The 15038-nt window shown below is 74.9% G+C and carries 16 protein-coding genes; 12 read left to right on the top strand and 4 right to left on the bottom strand.

The window, feature by feature from the left end; translation table 11 throughout:
* The first annotated feature begins 83 nt into the window (after positions 1 to 83).
* The 4 genes from ASF82_RS04455 to ASF82_RS04440 are packed head-to-tail and all read left to right on the top strand — an operon-like array spanning position 84 to position 3574.
* Entirely contained in the window at positions 84 to 806 is a 723-nt protein-coding gene (locus tag ASF82_RS04455; protein WP_056053889.1) for a PspA/IM30 family protein, read from the top strand.
* 10 nt (positions 807 to 816) lie between these two features.
* A complete protein-coding gene (locus ASF82_RS04450; protein WP_056053886.1) occupies positions 817 to 1950 on the top strand; it encodes a hypothetical protein in 1134 nt (377 codons plus the stop codon).
* A gap of 5 nt (positions 1951 to 1955) precedes the next feature.
* Complete coding sequence (locus ASF82_RS04445) at positions 1956 to 2780, top strand: arginase family protein (RefSeq protein ID WP_369814248.1); 825 nt, start codon at positions 1956 to 1958, stop codon at positions 2778 to 2780.
* Positions 2777 to 3574, top strand: coding sequence for a crotonase/enoyl-CoA hydratase family protein (locus ASF82_RS04440; RefSeq protein ID WP_056053885.1), 798 nt, complete (start codon positions 2777 to 2779; stop codon positions 3572 to 3574). Before ASF82_RS04445 ends, ASF82_RS04440 begins: the two co-directional genes overlap by 4 nt.
* A gap of 133 nt (positions 3575 to 3707) precedes the next feature.
* Here ASF82_RS04440 and ASF82_RS04435 read toward each other — a convergent pair whose 3' ends face one another.
* A complete protein-coding gene (locus ASF82_RS04435; RefSeq protein WP_056053881.1) occupies positions 3708 to 3878 on the bottom strand; it encodes a CsbD family protein in 171 nt (56 codons plus the stop codon).
* 170 nt (positions 3879 to 4048) lie between these two features.
* Here ASF82_RS04435 and ASF82_RS04430 point away from each other — a divergent pair, with 170 nt between their 5' ends.
* From ASF82_RS04430 to ASF82_RS04420, 3 genes are read left to right on the top strand one after another with little or no spacing between them, the layout of a single operon-like run.
* On the top strand, positions 4049 to 5449 hold the full coding sequence (locus tag ASF82_RS04430; protein ID WP_056053879.1) for an NAD(P)/FAD-dependent oxidoreductase: 1401 nt from the start codon (positions 4049 to 4051) through the stop codon (positions 5447 to 5449).
* Complete coding sequence (locus ASF82_RS04425) at positions 5446 to 5802, top strand: Fe-S oxidoreductase (RefSeq protein WP_235491157.1); 357 nt, start codon at positions 5446 to 5448, stop codon at positions 5800 to 5802. The genes ASF82_RS04430 and ASF82_RS04425 overlap by 4 nt, the downstream gene beginning before the upstream one ends.
* Positions 5799 to 6620, top strand: coding sequence for an SDR family NAD(P)-dependent oxidoreductase (locus ASF82_RS04420; protein WP_056053876.1), 822 nt, complete (start codon positions 5799 to 5801; stop codon positions 6618 to 6620). The genes ASF82_RS04425 and ASF82_RS04420 overlap by 4 nt, the downstream gene beginning before the upstream one ends.
* A gap of 25 nt (positions 6621 to 6645) precedes the next feature.
* On the opposite strand, the gene ASF82_RS04415 is transcribed toward ASF82_RS04420, so the two are convergent.
* Both ASF82_RS04415 and ASF82_RS04410 read right to left on the bottom strand, forming a co-directional pair.
* A complete protein-coding gene (locus ASF82_RS04415; protein ID WP_056053873.1) occupies positions 6646 to 7602 on the bottom strand; it encodes a siderophore-interacting protein in 957 nt (318 codons plus the stop codon).
* A gap of 1 nt (position 7603) precedes the next feature.
* Positions 7604 to 8038, bottom strand: a complete 435-nt coding sequence (locus ASF82_RS04410; protein WP_056053871.1) for a siderophore-interacting protein — start codon at positions 8036 to 8038, stop codon at positions 7604 to 7606.
* 267 nt (positions 8039 to 8305) lie between these two features.
* On the opposite strand from ASF82_RS04410, the gene ASF82_RS04405 reads away from it, so the two are divergent.
* The 5 genes from ASF82_RS04405 to ASF82_RS04385 all read left to right on the top strand — a co-directional run bounded on the left by ASF82_RS04405 (position 8306) and on the right by ASF82_RS04385 (position 13371).
* Entirely contained in the window at positions 8306 to 9829 is a 1524-nt protein-coding gene (locus tag ASF82_RS04405; RefSeq protein ID WP_056053856.1) for an ABC transporter substrate-binding protein, read from the top strand.
* Positions 9826 to 10779 (top strand): ABC transporter permease, encoded by a 954-nt coding sequence (locus ASF82_RS04400; RefSeq protein ID WP_056053847.1) that lies wholly within the window; start codon positions 9826 to 9828, stop codon positions 10777 to 10779. Before ASF82_RS04405 ends, ASF82_RS04400 begins: the two co-directional genes overlap by 4 nt.
* On the top strand, positions 10776 to 11717 hold the full coding sequence (locus ASF82_RS04395; RefSeq protein ID WP_082514311.1) for an ABC transporter permease: 942 nt from the start codon (positions 10776 to 10778) through the stop codon (positions 11715 to 11717). The genes ASF82_RS04400 and ASF82_RS04395 overlap by 4 nt, the downstream gene beginning before the upstream one ends.
* On the top strand, positions 11714 to 12493 hold the full coding sequence (locus tag ASF82_RS04390) for an ABC transporter ATP-binding protein (RefSeq protein ID WP_056053844.1): 780 nt from the start codon (positions 11714 to 11716) through the stop codon (positions 12491 to 12493). The genes ASF82_RS04395 and ASF82_RS04390 overlap by 4 nt, the downstream gene beginning before the upstream one ends.
* 89 nt (positions 12494 to 12582) lie before the next feature.
* Complete coding sequence (locus ASF82_RS04385) at positions 12583 to 13371, top strand: ABC transporter ATP-binding protein (protein WP_369814261.1); 789 nt, start codon at positions 12583 to 12585, stop codon at positions 13369 to 13371.
* 151 nt (positions 13372 to 13522) lie between these two features.
* Here ASF82_RS04385 and ASF82_RS04380 read toward each other — a convergent pair whose 3' ends face one another.
* Positions 13523 to 14959, bottom strand: a complete 1437-nt coding sequence (locus tag ASF82_RS04380; protein WP_056053841.1) for an amidase — start codon at positions 14957 to 14959, stop codon at positions 13523 to 13525.
* Between the last annotated feature and the right edge of the window lie 79 nt (positions 14960 to 15038).

The following is a 15038-nucleotide window of genomic DNA, read 5'->3' as shown; positions in this document are numbered from 1 at the left end:
CCCCCGCCGCCCCGCGACTCCCCCCGGCCCCGACCGGCACCAGACCCACCCACCCCCACGACCACCACCGGAAGGACCACCCCATGACGAAGCAGTCGATCTTCGGGCGCATCGCCCAGCTGACCCGCGCCAACATCAACGCCCTCCTCGACCAGGCCGAGGACCCGCAGAAGATGCTCGACCAGATGGTGCGCGACTTCACCGAGAGCATCCGCGAGGCCGAGGCCGCCGTCGCGCAGACCATCGGCGACCTGCGCCTGCTCGAGCAGGACCACGCCGAGGACGTCGCCGCGGCCGCCGACTGGGAGCGCAAGGCCGTCGCCGCCAGCACGAAGGCCGACCAGCTGCGCAGCTCGGGGTCGACGGCGGACGCCGACAAGTTCGACGCCCTGGCCAAGGTGGCCCTCGGCCGCCAGATCGCCTCCGAGAAGGAGGCGCGCGACGCCGAGCCCACGATCGCCTCGCAGACCGAGGTCGTCGACAAGCTCAAGGCCGGCCTGACCTCGATGCGGGCGAAGCTCGAGCAGCTGAACTCGAAGCGCAACGAGCTCGTCGCGCGCTCGCGCACCGCCGCCGCCCAGTCGAAGGTCGCCGACGCGATCGGCAGCATCGACGTGCTCGACCCCACCAGCGAGATCAGCCGCTTCGAGGACAAGATCCGTCGCGAGGAGGCGCGGGTGCTGGGCCAGCAGGAGCTCGCCGCCTCGAGCCTGGACGCCCAGTTCGAGAGCCTCGACGACCTCGACCAGCAGACCGAGGTGGAGGCGCGCCTCGCCGCCCTGAAGCTCGGCGCCCTCGACAAGTGAGCACCTCGCAGTGACCACCGCGCCCGGCTCCCCCTGGCCCGCCCCGCCCGTCGTCGAGCCCCGCTCGGACGGCACGGGGCCCCGTGCCGCCCGGGGAGCCGGGCGCTCCCGCGTGGTCGGCGTCGACGTCGCCCGCGGGCTCGCCGTGCTCGGCATGTTCGCGGCCCACATGTGGCCGCGCGTCGACCTCGACGAACGGCTCTTCGACGGTCGCTCGGCCATCCTCTTCGCCACGCTGGCGGGCGTGTCGCTCGGGCTGATGTCGGGCGGCGCCGTGCCCACGCCCCGGGGCCGACGGGCCCGCGTCGTCGGGTCGATCGCGATCCGGGCCGGGGTCCTCATCGCCCTCGGGCTGCTGCTGCAGGCCTGGAACGGCTACGTGCTGGTGATCCTCCCCTACTACGGCGTGATGTTCCTCCTCCTGCTCGTCGTGCTCTTCGCCCCGCCCGGGGTGCTGCTCGTGATCGCCGCCGTCGTGGCGGTCGGCGCGCCCGCCCTAGCGACGCTCGTGCCCCAGGACGCCTATGGCGACTCCAGCCTCCCCGGGGCCGCGGGCGTGGCCACCGACGCCCTGCTCGTCGGGGCCTACCCCGCCCTCGTCTGGCTGCCCTTCCTGCTCGTCGGCCTCGTCGCCGCCCGGAGCGACCTCCGGAGCCGCGGCACGCAGCTCGTCATGCTCGGGGCCGGCACGGTCGCGGCGTTCGTCGGCTACACCGTGCGGTACCTGCCCGGGGCAGCCGCGGTGCCGGCGTTCGACCCCGCCGACCACGAGGGCATGCCCGCCGAGATCGTCGGCAGCGGCGGCGTCGCGATCGCGGTCGTCGGGCTGCTGCTGCTGCTCACCAGCCCCGACCGGGCCTGGGGCCGTGGCGTGGCCACGGCGCTCCGTCCCCTGTCGGCCACGGGGGCCCAGCCGCTCACGGTCTACTCCGCGCACCTGCTGCTCACGGCGCCGCTCTTCTTCGCGTACCGCACCGAGGGCGGGTCGTACGGGCTGCCCCTCTGGCAGCTCGCGGTGGCGGTCGTGGCCACGCTGACGTACGCCGTGCTCTGGCAGCGCTTCGTCGGCCGGGGCCCCCTCGAACGCGCCGTCGGCCGGCTCAGCTCGCCCTGGTCGCGCGGGCCGCGCGCTGTGACAGACTGACGCCCGTGAGGTTCGTCGTGGTCCCCCAGTGGCAGGGCTCGCCGTCGTCGCGGGCCATGAGGCTCGCCGACGGCGCCTACGCCGTGCTGGCCGACCTCCCCCCGAGCGCCACCGCCCTCGTCGAGGTGCCCGTGGGCGCCGGCGACTCACTGGGCACGGGTGTGCACCGGCTGTCGTCCGTGCTCGCCGCCGCCGAGGCCGTCGCCGACGAGCTGCGGAGCGACGACTCCCCCGCCCTGGTGGTCGGCGGCGACTGCGGCGTCGAACTGGCGGCCGTCCGGCACGCCGTCACCCCGCAGACGGCCGTCGTGTGGTTCGACGCCCACCCCGACCTGCACAGCCCGCGCAGCAGCGAGAGCGGGGCGTTCAGCGGCATGGTGCTCCGCACGCTGATCGACGGCGGAGACGACCTCCCGACCTTCTCCTCGGGGCCCGCTCCCGAGGCGGTCGACGCGGGGCGCGTCGTCCTCGCCGGCGTCCGCTCGATCGACGACGCCGAGGACGTCCACCTCGAGAGCCGCCGCATCCGCTCGGTGTCGTCGCTCGACCTCTCCCCGCAGGACGTCGTGGACGCCGTCGCCGAGACGGGCGCCACGGAGGTCTACCTCCACGTCGACCTCGACGTGCTCGACCCCTCGGCCCTCACCGGGCTGCTCGACCCCCAGCCGTTCGGCCTCGAGCCGAGCGTGCTCATCGAGACGCTGACCGCGCTGAAGCAGCGCTTCACCCTCGTCGGCGCGGGCCTCTGCGGCTTCGCGCCCGTCGACGCCACGCACGCGTCGGACGACATGGGCACCATCCTCCGCGTCGTGGGAGCGCTGTCGCGATGAGCGACGGGGGCGAGCGGCCGCGGGTCAGCGTCGTCCGCGACGGCCACGTGCTGCTGATCGGCCTCGACCGCCCCGAGAAGCGCAACGCCGCCGACCTGCGCCTGCTCCGCGAGCTGAGCCTGGCCTACGGCCTGCTCGACCGCGACCCCGAGCTGAGGGTCGGACTGCTGCACGCCCACGGCGACCACTTCACGGCGGGGCTCGACCTCGCCGACGTGGCCCCCGCCGTCGGCCCCGACGGCCTCGACGTCGTGCCCGAGGGCGGCCTGCACCCCTGGCAGGTGGAGGGACGCCAGCTGTCGAAGCCGGTCGTCGCGGTCGTGCAGGGCACCTGCCTGACGCTCGGCGTCGAGCTGGCCCTCGCGAGCGACGTCGTCGTCGCCGCGGACGACGCGCGCTTCGGGCAGATCGAGGTGAGCCGGGCGATCCTGCCCTTCGGCGGCGCCACCGTCCGGCTGCCCCGCCGCGTCGGCTGGGGCGACGCGATGCGCTGGATGCTCACCGGCGACCTCCTCGACGCCGCCGAGGCGCTCCGCATCGGTCTCGTGCAGGAGGTGCTCCCGCGCGCGGAGGCGCTCGGCCGGGGGCTCGAGCTCGCCCGGCGGATCGCCGCGCAGGCACCGCTCGCCGTGCAGGCGACGCTCGCGAACGCCCGGCTCGCCGTCCGCGAGGGCGACCGCGCGGCGGAGTCGAAGCTGCAGCCGGAGCTCGTACGCCTGATGCGGACGGACGACGCCCGGATCGGTCACGAGGCGTTCCTGGCCCGCACGGACGCGGAGTTCACCGGCCGCTGACTCCCCCCTCGGGAGCCTCCTCGTGGGCACGACGGCCGACGGCCGCGTCAGCCCCGACGCGGCCGGGACCCCGGGAACGTCGAGGGCCCGCCTCCCCGAGGGGGAAGCGGGCCCGAGAACGAGGCGGATCGGCCTACTTGAAGACGTCCTTGACGTCCTCGCCGACCTTCTTGGCGGAGGCGCTGGTCTGGTCCTTCTGACCCTCGGCCTTGAGGCTCTTGTCGCCCTTGTGGTCTCCGAGAGCTTCCTTGGCCTTGCCGGCGATGTCCTGAGCGGCGTTCTTGATCTTGTCGTCGAGTCCCATGGTGACCTCCTCAATGAGCGCTGTCTGCGCGATGGGTCAGAAGGTACGCGTCCCGGCACGGCTGCACCCGCCCCTCCCACCTGCTACTCAGGAACCACTCACGGAACGGACATGTCCGCGACGCGCGTCGGCTGGGTGACCACCCGGGGGCCCGGGACTAGGTTCTCCCCATGACGACTTATGACCTCATCGTGATCGGCGCCGGCGCTGTCGGCGAGAACGTGGCGGACTACGCGACCCGGAGCGGCTTGAAGGTCGCCCTCGTCGAGGCGGAGCTGGTCGGCGGCGAGTGCTCCTACTGGGCCTGCATGCCCTCGAAGGCGCTGCTGCGCTCCACCGCCGTCCTCCGGGCCGCGCGGGCCGTCGACGGGGCCGCCCAGGCCGTCACGGGAGAGGTCGACGTCGCCGCGGTGCTGCGCCGCCGCGACTCCTTCACCTCGAACTGGGACGACTCGAGCCAGGCCGAGTGGGTCGAGGGCGCCGGCATCGACCTGATCCGCGGCCACGCGACCATCACGGGCGTCAAGGAGGTCACCGTCGGCGACACCGTGTACACGGCACGCCACGCGGTCGCCGCCGTCACCGGTTCGTCCGCCCTCCTCCCGGACGTGCCGGGGCTGGCCGATGCCCGCCCCTGGACGAGCCGCGAGGCCACGAGCGCGAAGAGCGTCCCGCAGAGCCTCGTCGTCGTCGGAGGCGGCGTCGTCGCGGCCGAGATGGCCACGGCCTACCAGCAGCTCGGCTCCACGGTCACCCTCGTCGCGCGCAGCGGCCTGCTCGGCGGGCAGGAGCCGTTCGCCGGCGAGCTCGTCGGGAAGAGCCTCCGGGCGATGGGCGTCGACGTGCGCGAGGGCACCTCGCCCGTGCAGGTCAGCCGCACCGAGCACGACACCGTCGAGGTCACGCTCGACGACGGCACCGTCGTCATCGCCGACGAGATCCTCGTCGCGACCGGGCGCGTTCCCCGCACCTCCGACCTGGGCCTCGAGTCCGTCGGGGTCGAGGCCGGCACGTGGCTCGACGTCGACGACACCCTGCTCGTCAAGGGCACCGACTGGCTCTACGGCGTCGGCGACGTCAACGGCCGGGCGCTGCTCACCCACCAGGGCAAGTACCAGGCCCGCGCCGCCGGCGAGGTGATCGCCGCCCGCGCCCTCGGCCGCGAGCTGGCGACCGAGCCCTGGGGCGCGCACGTGGCCACGGCCGACGACGCCGCCGTGCCGCAGGTCACGTTCACCGACCCCGAGGTCGCGAGCGTCGGCCTCACCGCCGACGCGGCGCAGAAGCGCGGCCTCGACGTGCGCGTCGTCGACTACGACCTCGCCGCCGTCGCGGGCTCGGCGATCCACTCCGACTCGTACGAGGGCCAGGCCCGCATCGTCGTCGACGAGGCCCGGAAGGTCATCGTCGGGGCGACCTTCGTCGGCCCCGACGTGAGCGACCTGCTGCACGCCGCCACGGTCGCCGTCGTCGGCGAGGTGCCGATCGACCGCCTCTGGCACGCCGTGCCGTCGTACCCGACGGTCAGCGAGATCTGGCTGCGCCTGCTCGACGCCTACGGTCGTCCGTGATCAACCCCCTCGTCGACTCGCCGATCTCGCGGGCGGGCTGCGCCTGGGCGACCGTGGTCGGCCTCGCCGTCGGCGTGCCGCTCAGCGTCGGCAAGGTCCGGGTGGTGGACGACCTCATCGTCTGCCGCGGCCTGCCCCGCTGGGCGTTCAAGCGCGGCGGCACCTGCGTCGGCCGCGTGTACCTGACCCGCGACAACGACGGGCCCGCCGTGCTGCGGCACGAGGCGCGGCACGTCGCGCAGTGGAAGAAGTACGGCATGCTGATGCCGTTCCTGTACGCCCTGGCCGGCAGCGACCCGCTGACGAACAGGTTCGAGATCGAGGCCGGCCTCGAGGAAGGCGGTTACCGATGACCCGCACCGTGATCATCACCGGAGCCAGCTCCGGGATCGGCAAGGAGGCGGCGATCGCCCTGGCGAGCGGAGGGGCCGACGTGGCCGTGGTCGGTCGCAACGCTGAGCGCACCCAGGCCGTCGCCGACCAGGTCGGCGGCACGGCCTTCCTGGCGGACTTCGACCGGCTGGACGACGTCCGCTCGCTGGCCGACCGCCTCCTCGACCGCTACCCGACGATCGACGTCCTCGCGAACAACGCGGGCGGCCTGGTGAGCGACCACGAGCTGACGAGCGACGGCCACGAACGCATCCTCCAGTCGAACCACCTCGCTCCCTTCCTGCTGACGCGCCTCCTGCTGCCGCGGCTGCAGGAGAGCGGCGGCCGGGTCGTGTCGACCGCCAGCGTCGCGAACATGTTCGGCCACGTGCGCCTCGACGACCTGAACTGGACGAAGCGCGCCTGGCTCGGCGGCTGGCGCCAGTACGGCACGAGCAAGATCGAGACCATCCTCTTCGTGCGGGAGCTCGCCCGCCGCACCGGCCTCGAGGCCTTCTCGTTCCACCCGGGGATCGTCAAGACCGGCTTCGGCCAGACGTCGCCGATGTGGCGCATGGCCAACGTGCTGAGCAACGGCAACTACGGCATCTCGGCGAAGGCCGGGGCCCTGCCGCTCATCCAGCTCGCCGGGCCGAGCACGATCGGCGTGCCGAGCGGCACGTACTTCGACCAGCTCAAGCCCGACGGCCTGCGCACGCGCCAGGCGAAGGACGACCTGCTGGCCGAGGCCCTGTGGGACCGCACGTCGGCGATCGTCGGACTGCCCTCCGAGGTCTGACCGGTCGCGGCGGGGCCGGGGGCTGCTAGCCCTCGGCCTTGCCCAGCCGCCAGTACCCCATGAACGCGACCTGGCGGCGGTCCACGCCGACCTCGCTGACGAGGAAGCGGCGGAGGGCCTTGATCGCCCCGGCCTCGCCGGCGAGCCAGGCGTAGAGGTCGCCGTCGAGCGACGCCCCGTGCGGGGCGTGGCCCTGAGGGACGTCCCAGAGCACGTCGTGCTCGATGTCGACCTCCTCGACGGGGACCCCGTGGCGGCGGGCGGTGACGTACCGGGCCGTCCAGCCGCGCACCGCCTCCACCAGGCGGCCGCCGTGGCCCTGGTGGGCGGCCGTGCCGGCGTGGCCCTCGCGGGGCAGCCAGTGCACGTCGACGCCGGCCGGCGCGACGAGGGGCAGCGCGTCGGCGGCCGTCGGCACCTCGACGAAGACGCAGCCGCGGGCGTCCGCCGGCAGCTGCTCGACGATGGAGCAGATGGCGGGGGCCGCGGTCTCGTCGCCCGCGATCATGACGGTGCGGGCCTCCCCCGGCGACCACTCGACGCCGCTGCCGTGCACGCCGCTCGTCGCGTCGGGGCCGACCAGCATCGCCTCGTCGCCGACGGCCACCGTGCTGAGCCAGGTGCCCGCCGGGCCGCCGTCGTCGTGCACGACGAAGTCGACGTCGACCTCGTGGGCCTCGGGGCGGACGGCCCGGGCCGTGTAGGTGCGGAACGGGTTCTGCCGGTGGGCCGGCAGGGCACGCCAGGCGCCCCACCAGTCGTCGACCGGGAAGTCGTCGAAGCCGGTGCCCGGCAGGGGCAGCACGACCTTGATGCGCTGGTCGAGGCCGTCCGTGCCGAAGTCGGCCAGGTCGGGCGCCGTGAAGGTGAGGCGCGTGAACGACGGGCTGAGGCTCGTGACCGCGGCGACGCGGACCCGGTAGGGACGGTGCGCGGGGCGCGCGACGGGGGCGGCCGACGGGGCCGTGACGGCGAGGCTCACGTCAGAGCGTCGCGGCGGCGCCGTGGTCGGCCGCGTGCACGGCACGCAGGTCGTGGCGGAGGTCGTAGGCGAAGGAGGCGGGGCCCCCGATCCAGATGAGGTGCTCGCCGGCCGCGAGGTCGGCGGCGTCGACGTACATCTCGGCGAGCCAGGCGCGGACGGCCCGGTCGAGCGCCTCGCCGGGGGCGCAGGAGCGACCCGAGCCGGGGGCGCCGGAGCGGCGGTCACGGGCCAGCCAGGTCACGGTGACGCGGCCGGGCGATGCCAGCTCTTCCACCTCGGCGGCGGAGCCGACCTCGACGAACACCTGGCCACGGGCGCAGATCGGCAGGCTGGCGAGCATCTCGCGGAGGGCGGGGAGCGAGGAGGCGTCGCCGGCGAAGAGGACGCGGATCGCGTCGTGCGGCAGCGGCGGGTTCGGGTCGTCGAAGAACATGTCCCCCTCAATATAGGTGAGGCTCACCTAAGCCGCCACTCCCCGTGGCCACCCGCGGCGGGTTACCAGGGGTGTAGTAGATTCGCGGGAGCCCTCGGTCCAGCAGCGACCCGGGGGCAGAGGGGCGGCGCCCGTCCAGCAGCGACGGAGCGCCAGCCGAGATCCATCGTCCGGCAGCGACGGAGGACGTCCTGCACCCGGGGTGCGCAGGTCGCGACGAGCGACGGCGCGCCGATCCGCACCGCTCCGAAAGGCCACTCCTCCCCCATGCGCTCCCGCCGCCTCCTCGCCGCCGCCGCCTCCTCCGCCCTCGTCGTCGCCCTCGTGGCCGGCTGCACCTCGGGAGGCTCCGACGGCTCCGGCTCGCCCGACGCCGACGCCACCGTGACGGTCGGCCTCGTGCTCGAGCCGAGCGACCTCGACATCCGCCACACCGACGGCGTCGCGCTCGACCAGGTCCTGATCGACAACGTCTACCAGGGCCTCGTCGGCCGCACCGAGGAGAACGACGTCGTCGACGTGCTCGCCTCGGAGCACACGATCAGCGACGACGGCCTCACGTACACGTTCACCCTGCACGACGGCGTGGCCTTCCACGACGGCGCGGCCATGACCGCGTCCGACGTGGTCTGGTCGCTCGAGCAGGTGCGCACCGACGAGACGCTCGCCGGGCACGCCGACCTGGCCGCCGTCTCGTCGATCTCGGCCCCCGCCGACGACACCGTCGTGCTCACGCTGTCGCGCCCCGACTCGGCGCTGCTCTTCGCCCTGACCGGCCGCGCGGGCCTCGTGCTCGAGCAGGCCGCCACGAACGACCCGTCGACCACCGCGAACGGCACGGGCCCCTACACGGTCGCCAGCTGGACGCAGGGCGACAACCTCCGCCTCGAGCGCGCCGACGGCTACTGGGGCACCCCGGCGAGCGTCGAGGCCGTCGTGTTCCGCTACGTGACCGACCCGTCGGCCGCGATCAACGCCACGCTCTCCGGCGACCTCGACGTGCAGACCGCCGTCGACGCCACCCTCTCGTCGCAGCTCGAGGGCGTCGACGGCGTCAGCCTCGAGCAGGGGAAGACGACCGACAAGTACACGCTCGCCTTCAACAACGCCGTCGAGCCCTTCACCGACGTGCGGGTGCGCAAGGCGATCCGGATGGCGATCGACAACGACGCGATCATCACCGCGGTCGGCGGCTCGGCCGTCGACCAGGGCGGGCCGATCCCCGAGCTCGACCCGGGCTACGCCGACCTGACGTCGGTCGACGCCTACGACCCCGAGGCGGCGGAGGCGCTCCTCGCCGAGGCCGGGCACGCCGACGGCCTCGACCTCACCCTCGAGTACGCGAACTTCTACCCGGCCGCGATCGGCGACGTGCTGACCACCCAGCTGGCCGCCGTCGGCATCACCCTGACGGTCGAGCAGGTCGACTTCACGACGTGGCTCGACGACGTCTACACGGCCCCCGCCGACGGCGGCCCGCGCGACTTCCAGCTGAGCATGGTCGACCACGCCGAGACGCACGACTTCGGCAACTGGGCCGACCCCGACTACTACTGGGGCTACGACAGCGCCCCGGTGCAGGCGCTCTGGGAGCAGTCGCTGGCCGCCACCGACCCGGCCGTCGCCGCGCAGGCCCTGAGCGACGCCGCGGCCATCGTGTCGGAGGACGCCCCGGCCGAGTGGCTCTACACCTCCACGACCCTGACGGCGATCCGCGACGGCGTCACCGGCTTCCCGACCACGTCGACCAGCACCCGCCTCGACCTCTCCGAGCTGGCCACGACCGAGTGACGAGGTTCCTGCTCGGCCGGGTCGCGCTCTTCGCGCTGGGCCTCGCCGTCGCCAGCGTGCTGATCTTCGTCACGCTGCGCCTCCTGCCGGGCGACGTGGCGCAGTCGATCGCGGGCACGACCGGCAGCCCCGCGCAGGTGGCCGCGATCCGCGCCTCCCTCGGCCTCGACCAGCCCGTCGTCGTCCAGTACCTCGACTGGGCCGGCGGCCTGCTGCGCCTCGACCTCGGGGAGTCGCTCGTGACGGGCACCCCGGTCGCCGACGAGGTCGCCGAGAAGCTGGGCGTGACGCTGCCCCTCGCGGGGATGTCGCTCGTCGTCGGGCTGGCCGTCGGCGTGCCCCTCGGGGTCGTGGCCGCGATCCGTCACCACCGCCCGTCGGGCGCCGTGCTCGGCGTCGTCGCGCAGCTGCTCGCCGCGGTGCCGGTCGTCTGGGCCGGCATGCTGCTCATCGCGCTCTTCGGGGTCACCCTGAGGGTGCTGCCGACCCAGGGGTTCCCCGTTGACGGCTGGGAAGAGCCCGGCCGGGCCCTGCGCTCGCTCGTGCTGCCGGCCGTCACGATCGGCCTCGTCGAGGGCGCCGTGCTGTTCCGCTTCACCCGCTCCGCCGTCGTCGGCGCCCTCGACGAGGACTACGTGCGGGCCGCGGCCGCGAAGGGCATGACCACCACGCGGGCCCTGCTCCGCCACGGACTGCCGAACGTGCTGCTCAGCGTCGTCAGCGTGCTCGGCCTCCAGGTCGCGGGCCTGGTCGTCGGCGCGGTCGTCGTCGAGCAGCTCTTCTCCCTCCCCGGCCTCGGCCGCATGCTGGTGAGCGACGTGGGCCGGCGAGACCTCACCAAGGTGCAGGGCGAGCTGATGACCCTGACGGCCCTCGTGCTGCTCGTCGGGCTCGTCGTCGACGTCGTGCACCGCCGGCTCGACCCGCGCCTCCGGGAGCAGGAGGCGTGAGGCGGCGCAGCGCGCTCGGCGCCCTCCTCCGCCGCCCCGCCGGCGCCGCCGCGGCCGGCTGGCTCGCCCTGCTGCTCGTCGGCGCGCTGGTGAGCCGCGTCTGGACGCCGCTCGACCCCTTCACGACCGACCCGTACTCCGCCTGGCTGCCCCCGTCGGGCGCCCACCTCTTCGGCACCGACGGCGTCGGCCGCGACATCGCGAGCTACGTCCTCGCGGCGACCGGCACGACCGTCGTCGTCGCGGTCTCGGCCGGCGTGGTCGCGGTGCTCGTCGGCCTGGCCCTGGCGGCGCTCGGCTCGCTCACCGCCCGGCCCGTCCGCGAGGCGACGGCCGTGCTCATCGACGTGCTCGTCGCCTTCCCCACGATCCTCGTGGCGATGGCCCTCGCGGCGGCGTTCGGCGGCTCGCTCGCGGTCGTCGTCGTGGCGACCGGCGTGGGCTACGGGGTCACGATCGCGCGCGTGTCGCGCGCGGAGATCCGCCGCGTGGTCCGCGAGGACTACGTCACGGCGGCCCGGGCCTCCGGCGCGGGCACCGCGGCCGTCCTCCGCCGCCACGTGCTGCCGAACATCGCCCCGGTGTTCGTCGTGCAGCTGTCGCTCGCCATGGCGACCAGCGTGCTCGCGGAGGCGGGGCTCTCCTTCCTCGGCTACGGCGCCTCGGCCGAGACCGCGTCGTGGGGGCGACTCCTCGCGGACCTCCAGAAGTTCCTCGGCGTGCACCCCTGGACGGTCGTCTGGCCGGGGCTCGCGATCACGCTCACCGTGCTCGCCCTCAACCTGCTCGGCGACGCCGTCCGCGACGCGGCCGACCCGCGCCTCCGCGACCGGCCCTCCGGCACGGGCCGTGCGGGCCGCTCAGGCGGCGTGGACCGCCCTCGCCCGTCCGACCCTGCCGACCCCGCCCGCTCCCCCGCCCCGGAGGTGACCTCGTGACGCTCGAGATCGACCACCTGACCGTGACCATCGGCGACCGGGCCGTCGTCGACGACCTCTCCCTCCGGCTCGACGACGGCGCGCGGCTCGGGCTGATCGGCGAGTCGGGGTCGGGCAAGTCGCTGACCACCCTCGCCGTGCTGGGCCTGCTGCCCCGCTCCGCGCGCGTGGCCGGCAGCGTGCGCCTCGACGGGCGCGAGCTGCTCGGCCTGCCCGAGCGCGAGCTGGCCCGCGTGCGCGGCGCCGTGGTCGGCACCGTCTTCCAGGACCCGCGCACGGCCCTCGACCCCGTCATGACGGTGGGGCGGCAGATCGCCGAGCCGCTCCGCCTGCACGGCACGGTGACCCGCCGCGAGGCCCGCCGCCGCGCCGTCGAGGCGGCCGCCGAGGTCGGGCTGCCCGAACCGGACCGCATCGTCGACAGGTACCCCCACCAGCTCTCCGGCGGCCAGCGGCAGCGGGTCGTCATCGCCACCGCGCTGATCACCCGGCCTGCCGTGCTGCTCGCCGACGAGCCGACGACCGCGCTCGACGTCACGACCCAGGCCGAGGTGCTCCGGCTCTTCCGCCGCCTGGTCGACGAGCGGGGGGCGTCGCTGCTCTTCGTGACCCACGACCTCGCCGTGCTGGCGCAGGTGGCCGAGGAGGCGGTGGTCCTGTCTCAGGGGCGCGCGGTCGAGAGCGGGCCGGTCACGCGCCTCCTGCACGCCCCCGAGCACCCCGTGACGCGCGGGCTCGTGGCCGCGACCCGCGCCACCACGTGGAGGGCGTCGTGACGGGGCCGACGGGCGCGGTGGGCAGCGCGAGCAGCGCGAGCACGGCGGACGCCGCGGGGAGCACGGACGCCGCTCGCGGCGCGTCCGGGCTGACCGCGTCGCCCCTGCTCAGCGGCCGGGGCCTCACGCGCACCTTCCGGCTGCCGCGTCGGTCGCCCTTCCAGCCGGGCCCGGTACGGCACGCGCTCGTCGACGCCGACCTCGACGTGGGGCCGGGCGAGAGCGTGGCCCTGATCGGCGAGTCGGGCTCCGGCAAGTCGACGCTCGTGCGCCTCCTGCTGGCCCTCGACCGCCCGACGGACGGGGCGGTCACCTTCGACGGGCGACCGGTCGAGCCCGGCCGCGCGGCGCAGCTGCGCTGGTTCCGGCGACAGACCGGCGTCGTGCTGCAGGACCCGTACAGCTCGCTCGACCCGCGGATGCGCGTCGGAGACACGGTGGCCGAGCCGCTGCGGCACCTGCACGTGGCGGGCGACCACCGCGCGCTCGTGGCCGAGGTGCTCGAGCGCGTCGGCCTCGACGCCGCCGACGCCGAGCGGTGGCCGCACGAGTTCAGCGGCGGTCAGCGCCAGCGCATCGCGCTCGCGCGGGCCGTCGTGCACCGCCCGCGGCTGCTGGTCGGCGACGAGCCGATGAGCGCCCTCGACGTGACCGTCCGCGCGCAGATCATCGAGCTGCTGCGCGAGCTGCGCACCGACCTCGGCCTCAGCCTGCTGCTCGTCTCGCACGACATCGGCCTCGTGCAGCACGTCGCCGACCGGGTGGCCGTGCTGCGCGACGGGCGGGTCGTCGAGCAGGGCGCGACCGACGACGTGCTGCGGCGGCCGCAGCACGAGTACACCCGGTCGCTGATCGCGTCGGTGCCGACGATCGACTGAGCGGCGCCGGGGCTTGCTCGGCGGGCGCGTGCTCGGCGGGCGCGTGCTCGGCGGGCGCGTGCTCGGCGGGCACGGCACAGCGCGGTCGAGGTGACCCGACCTGGGCCCTCGACGTGCTCGAGGGCCCAGCTCGGGTCACCTCGTGCGTCGATCACCAGACGGAGGGGTGCCTCCGCTGCCAGCGCAGCCGCCGCTCGAGCTGTGCGCCGATGCTCAGCAGCACGTCCTCCCGGCCGGGGCGCCCGATCAGCTGCACGCCCGCCGGCAGGCCGTCGACCTCGCCCACCGGCAGCGTGATCGCGGGCAGTCCCGCCACGTTGACGAACGACGTGAAGGGCGAGACGAGGCACTGCTGCTCGAACGCGCGCTCGGGGTCGGCGGCGTCGTACCAGCCGAGCGGCTGCGGCAGCAGGGCGAGCGAGGGGGTGACGACCGCGTCGAACCGGTCGAACGCCCGCACCACGCTGCGCTCGAACTCGGTGAGCCCGGCGAGGGTCGCCCCGAGCTCGCGGGCGCCGATCTCGCGGCCGCGCCGCACGAGCCAGGCCGTCATCGGCTCGAGCCGGGCGAAGTCGTCGTCGGTCTCGGCCGGGATGCCCGCGGCGCCCGCCTGCCAGAGGGTGCGGAAGAGCTGCGGGTACCGCGACGCCGGCAGCGAGGCCTCCTCGACCCCGTGCCCCATCGTGACCAGGAGGTCGACGGTCTCGCTGAGAACCGCGAGGAGGCGCGGGTCGACCCGGACGTCGTAGGCGTCGTCCCACGGGCTGGCCGTCAGCACCCCGAGCTGGTGGCGGCCCTCGCCGCGCACCGCCGACCCCAGCCAGGCCCCGTCGGGCGAGTCGGGCGCGCGCAGCGCGGTGTCGACCCGGGGCGGCCGGCCGTCGGGCGAGACCATCGCGTCGAGCAGCAGGGCCGCGTCGGCCACGGTGCGGGCGATCGGGCCGCCCACCGAGAGGCCGCCGAGACTCGACAGGCCGGACTGCGCCGGCACGCGACCGCGTGACGGCTTGAGGCCGACGAGCCCGTTCGCCGCGGCGGGGATGCGGATCGACCCGCCCCCGTCGCTGCCGGGCGCGAACGGCAGGAGCCCGGCGGCGACCGCGGCCGCGGCGCCGCCGCTCGACCCGCCCGCCCCGAGCTCCACGCCGGTGCCGAGCCCCCACGGGTTGCGCGTGACCGGGCCCGCGAGCGGCTCGGTGTAGCCGGTGAGGCCGTACTCGGGCGTGCTCGTCTTGCCGAGGCTGACGGCCCCGGCCTCCGACAGCACGGCGGCGATCTCGCCGTCGCGGGCCGCGGGCGTCGACGCCGTGAGCCGCGAGCCGGAGCGGGTGGGCACCCCGGCCCGGTCGTAGAGGTCCTTGTCGGCGAGCGGCAGGCCCCAGAGCGGTGCGGCGCTGCGGCCCGCGGCCGCGAGTTCGTCGGCGCGGCTCCGGGCGGCGTCCGGCGTCACCGTGACGAAGGCGCGCACCTGCGGGTCGAGCCGCTCGATCCTGGCCAGGTAGTGGTCGGCGAGCTCTCGGGGGGTGACCTCGCCGCGGCGCAGCCAGTCCCACTGCTCGTGGGCGCTGAGGTGGTGGAGTTCGAACATCGCCCCGAGCCTACGACCATGCCGAGGCGGGAATGCGGGGTACATCTGAGCATCCTTCGTTGACGAGCGGGGGACGACG

Source organism: Frigoribacterium sp. Leaf164 (assembly GCF_001423665.1).
In the GTDB taxonomy this organism is placed as follows: Bacteria; Actinomycetota; Actinomycetes; order Actinomycetales; family Microbacteriaceae; genus Frigoribacterium; species Frigoribacterium endophyticum.
The sequence above is the reverse complement of the archived record's forward strand: the minus strand, read 5'-3'. Positions and strand labels throughout refer to the sequence as shown.